This is a genomic window from Pseudomonas sp. REP124, from assembly GCF_020164475.1.
Lineage (GTDB): Bacteria > Pseudomonadota > Gammaproteobacteria > Pseudomonadales > Pseudomonadaceae > Aquipseudomonas.
Genome location: NZ_JAIQWX010000263.1, coordinates 1 through 3,890 on the forward strand (window position 1 = coordinate 1; position 3,890 = coordinate 3,890).

Sequence of the window (3,890 nt, forward strand, 5' to 3'; positions counted from 1 at the left end):
GTGCTTACTGCCACCGGCACAGGTCGGCGAAGCCGGAGCCCCGTCCATCTGTGCCCATTCCTCTGGCGTGTAGGTATGCAGCGCCAACGCATGGAACTCGCCCATCAGCTCGCCGAGCGTGCCGTAGACTTTCTGGTGACGCTTGACGCGATTGAGCCCCTCGAACTGCTGGCTGACCACAACGGCCTTGTAGTGGGTCTGTGTCCCACGGCTGTGCATGTGGCTTTCATCCAGCACTTGCAGGTGCTCGGGCTGCAGCAGGCCCAGCGTCGATTCGATGCGTTGTTGCATGGTCATTGCTAACTCCGCTTAAGGCTTTTTCTTGGCCGGAGCGGCTTTCGGCTCCAGCTCGGCGGTCATGTCAGCCAGCAGCTTGTTGACCACAGGCACGGCGCTTTCCAGCTTGGCCTGGGTCAGCTGGGCCGATTGCTGGGTCAGCTGAGGCATTTTTTCCAGCACTTTCTTGCCCAATGGCGACTGGTAGAAGGCAACCAGGTCCTTGAGTTCGGATTCGGAGAAGTTGGTGGTGTAGAGCTTGACCATGTCCGGCTTCAGCTTGTTCCAGCCGATGGCCTGGTCAAGCGCGGCGTTGGCCTTGGCCTGGTAGGTTTCCAGGACCGCTTTTTTCGAGTCCGGGGCTTTGGTTTGCTGGAAGCGCTGGGCAAACATCTGCTGAACCTGCATGTACACCGGAGTGCCCAATTTGTCAGCATGCGCCAGGGTCAGGAAAGCCTCGGCACTGGCGTTATGGCTGGCGGTATCGGCGAGAACCTGGCCACTGGCACATACCAATGCAACCGCGGTACAGATGGCACGAAGACGAGTCATCGAGTTTCCTTATCTAGCAGGCGAGGTTAAACCCCAAGGACGACCATTCTGCGCCTAAAAAAGTGTGTCACTCAACCCCAGGCCTTGTCGCACCTGATTTAGAGGGGTTCAATGGAGGCTAGCGAGACTGATGGAACCCCGGCCGTCGAGCACGGCCTAAACTGCGCAATCAGACTACTGGAGAGTGACCGATGAGCCGTATCGAAACCGACAGCCTTGGCCAGGTTGAAGTCCCGGATGAGGCCTACTGGGGCGCTCAGACGCAACGCTCGCTGGTCAACTTTGCCATTGGCAACGAACGCATGCCGCTGGCGGTATTGCACGGCCTGGCCCTGATCAAGAAAGCCGCGGCGCGGGTCAATGACCGCAACGGCGATCTGCCGGCCGACATTGCCCGCCTGATCGAACAGGCCGCCGACGAAGTGCTCGATGGCGAGCACGATGACCAGTTCCCGCTGGTGGTCTGGCAGACCGGCAGCGGCACCCAGAGCAACATGAACGTCAACGAAGTGATCGCCGGTCGCGCCAACGAACTGGCCGGCAACCCGCGCGGCGGCAAATCCCCGGTTCACCCCAACGATCACGTCAATCGCTCCCAGAGCTCCAACGACTGCTTCCCCACCGCCATGCACATCGCTGCCGTGCAGGCGGTGCAGCAACACTTGTTGCCGGCAATTGCCGAGCTGTCGGGCGGTCTGGCCGAGCTGTCGGCGCGCCACATGAAACTGGTGAAAACCGGGCGCACTCATATGATGGACGCCACACCTGTCACCTTCGGCCAGGAAGTTTCGGGTTTCATAGCGCAACTGGACTACGCCGAACGGGCGATCCGCGCGGCACTGCCGGCGGTCTGCGAACTGGCCCAGGGCGGCACCGCCGTCGGCACCGGACTGAATTCGCCCCACGGTTTCGGCGAAGCGATCGCCGCCGAGCTGGCGGCGCTGTCCGGCCTGCCCTTCACCACCGCGCCGAACAAGTTTGCCGCGCTAGCCGGGCATGAGCCGCTGACCAGCCTCTCCGGCGCGCTGAAAACCCTCGCCGTGGCCCTGATGAAAATCGCCAACGACTTGCGCCTGCTGGGCTCTGGTCCGCGCGCCGGCTTTGCCGAAGTGAAACTGCCGGCCAACGAGCCGGGCAGCTCGATCATGCCGGGCAAGGTCAACCCGACCCAGTGCGAGGCGCTGTCGATGCTGGCCTGTCAGGTGCTGGGCAACGACGTGACCATCGGGTTTGCCGCGAGCCAGGGCCACCTGCAACTGAACGTGTTCAAACCGGTGATCATCCACAACCTGCTGCAATCGATCCGCCTGCTAGGCGATGGCTGCAGCAACTTCCAGCAGCACTGCATCGCGGGCCTGGAGCCGGATGCCGGGAAAATGGCTGAGCATCTGGAGCGTGGGTTGATGCTGGTGACGGCGCTGAATCCGCATATTGGTTATGACAAGTCGGCGGAGATCGCCAAGAAGGCGTACAGCGAAGGGCTGACTCTGAGGGAGTCGGCGTTGCAGTTGGGGTATCTGACGGATGAGCAGTTCGATGCCTGGGTGCGGCCGGAGAATATGTTGGAGGCTGGGGCCAAGGGCTGAGATTTGTAGCGTCTGATGGTCAGTCTTCGCGGGCAAGCCTTGCTCCTACAGGGATCTGTGTCGATCAGAAATCCCCTGTAGGAGCGTGGCTTGCCCGCGAAGAACGATAACGCGGTCTAGCTGGCCGCCATCCGCAGCTTTCGGGCCTTCAAACCAGCAATCAAAGAAGGCCCCAACGCCACCAACGCCGATCCCAACACCACCAGCACCGCCCCGCCATACCCCAGACCATTGATCGTCTCGGCATGCACAAACTCAGGCCACCACCAGGCCGCCAGCGCTACGGCACCAAAGGTTACCAACGGCGTGATCGCCAGGGTCGCACTAACCCGCGAGGCCTCCCAGTGGGCCAAGGCTTCGGCAAATGCGCCGTAGGCAATCAGGGTATTGAGGCAGCACGCCAGCAGCAGCCAGCCTTGCAGCGGATTCAGTTGCAGCGCCTCCAACGGATGCACCCAAGGCGTCAGCAGCAGAGCGCAGAACAGGTAGATCACCATCATCACCTGCAAGGAATTCCACACCGTCAGCAACTGCTTCTGGCCCAGCGCATAAAAGGTCCAGACCGTGGAGGCCAGCAGCACCAGCAATACGCCGGCGGTGTAGTCGGTCAGCGAGGTCAGCAGTTCACTCAGACGCTGATTGAAGAACAGCGCAAAACCGACCAGCAGCACCGCCAGGCCGATCCCCTGCCCCAGGCTGAAACGCTCCTTGAACACGAACACACTGGCGATCAGCAGCATGATCGGGCCCATCTGCACCACCAGTTGCGCGGTGCCGGGGCTGAGCAGGTTAAGGCCCATCAGGTACAGGATGTAGTTACCCACCAAGCCCAGTACGGCCATCGCCACCAGCCAGCCACCGCGGGGTCCGAGCACTTTGCGGCTGGGCAAGCGTTTGCTCGCGGCCAGATAAAGGAACAGGCAACCACCGGACACCATCAGGCGAAACCAGGTCACGGTGACCGGGTCCATCACCAGCAGGACCTGTTTGAGCTTGATCGGAAGAATTCCCCACAGAAGCGCGGTCAGCAAGGCCAGGAACAACCCGTAAACCCAGCGACCGGATGAAATGTGCATGTGCCCCCCAAATAACCGAATGTCCGGAATCGCCATTCTAGGCGCACCGCGATGTGGCACACAGGGACAGTTGCAGCCTGGCCGCGAATGAAACTGTGCAGGTCGCATCAGTTAATTGGCGATGTGCCATCGATCCGATTGTCAGGCGCCGCAAGTGATTCATGCATAAGCTGATTGGATCCGCCCACACCCATAATTCAGGAGGTAGCCATGTACGGCATGCGCGCCCAGGACAACGCCCCCGCCACCCATTTTCGCAGTGACCGGTTGTGTCGGGTAAATGGGGAGTTGTACTTCAGCACCCGGGAAAACACCCTGGAGGGGCCGTTTGCCAATGCAGAAGTGGCTGGGCAGGAGATTCTGGCTTACATCGAGCGGATGCGGAATTTGCATTTGGGCC

At 61.0% G+C, this 3,890-nt stretch carries 5 protein-coding genes; 2 read left to right on the forward strand and 3 right to left on the reverse strand.

Translation table 11 applies throughout. The features are described from left to right. Both K9857_RS29935 and K9857_RS29940 read right to left on the reverse strand, forming a co-directional pair. Positions 1-297 (reverse strand): BolA family protein (locus K9857_RS29935; protein WP_175378359.1); only part of this gene is annotated, 297 nt, incomplete at its 3' end. A 12-nt stretch (positions 298-309) separates the two neighbouring features. Beyond that, a complete protein-coding gene (locus K9857_RS29940; RefSeq protein ID WP_224542129.1) occupies positions 310-828 on the reverse strand; it encodes a DUF2059 domain-containing protein in 519 nt (172 codons plus the stop codon). 191 nt (positions 829-1,019) lie between these two features. Here K9857_RS29940 and K9857_RS29945 point away from each other — a divergent pair, with 191 nt between their 5' ends. Next, positions 1,020-2,414, forward strand: a complete 1,395-nt coding sequence (locus tag K9857_RS29945) for a class II fumarate hydratase (protein WP_224542131.1) — start codon at positions 1,020-1,022, stop codon at positions 2,412-2,414. 116 nt (positions 2,415-2,530) lie between these two features. Here the strand turns inward: K9857_RS29945 and K9857_RS29950 are convergent, their stop codons facing one another. Then, entirely contained in the window at positions 2,531-3,490 is a 960-nt protein-coding gene (locus tag K9857_RS29950; RefSeq protein WP_224542133.1) for a DMT family transporter, read from the reverse strand. A gap of 210 nt (positions 3,491-3,700) precedes the next feature. On the opposite strand from K9857_RS29950, the gene K9857_RS29955 reads away from it, so the two are divergent. Beyond that, a partial coding sequence (locus K9857_RS29955; RefSeq protein ID WP_224542135.1) for a DUF6316 family protein occupies positions 3,701-3,890 on the forward strand: 190 nt, incomplete at its 3' end.

Excerpts from the sequence above, each read along its gene's own strand:
- K9857_RS29950 (WP_224542133.1), bottom strand. The coding sequence starts at position 3,490 with ATGCACATTTCATCCGGTCGCTGGGTTTACGGGTTGTTCCTGGCCTTG.
- K9857_RS29940 (WP_224542129.1), bottom strand. The coding sequence starts at position 828 with ATGACTCGTCTTCGTGCCATCTGTACCGCGGTTGCATTGGTATGTGCC.
- K9857_RS29945 (WP_224542131.1), top strand. The coding sequence starts at position 1,020 with ATGAGCCGTATCGAAACCGACAGCCTTGGCCAGGTTGAAGTCCCGGAT.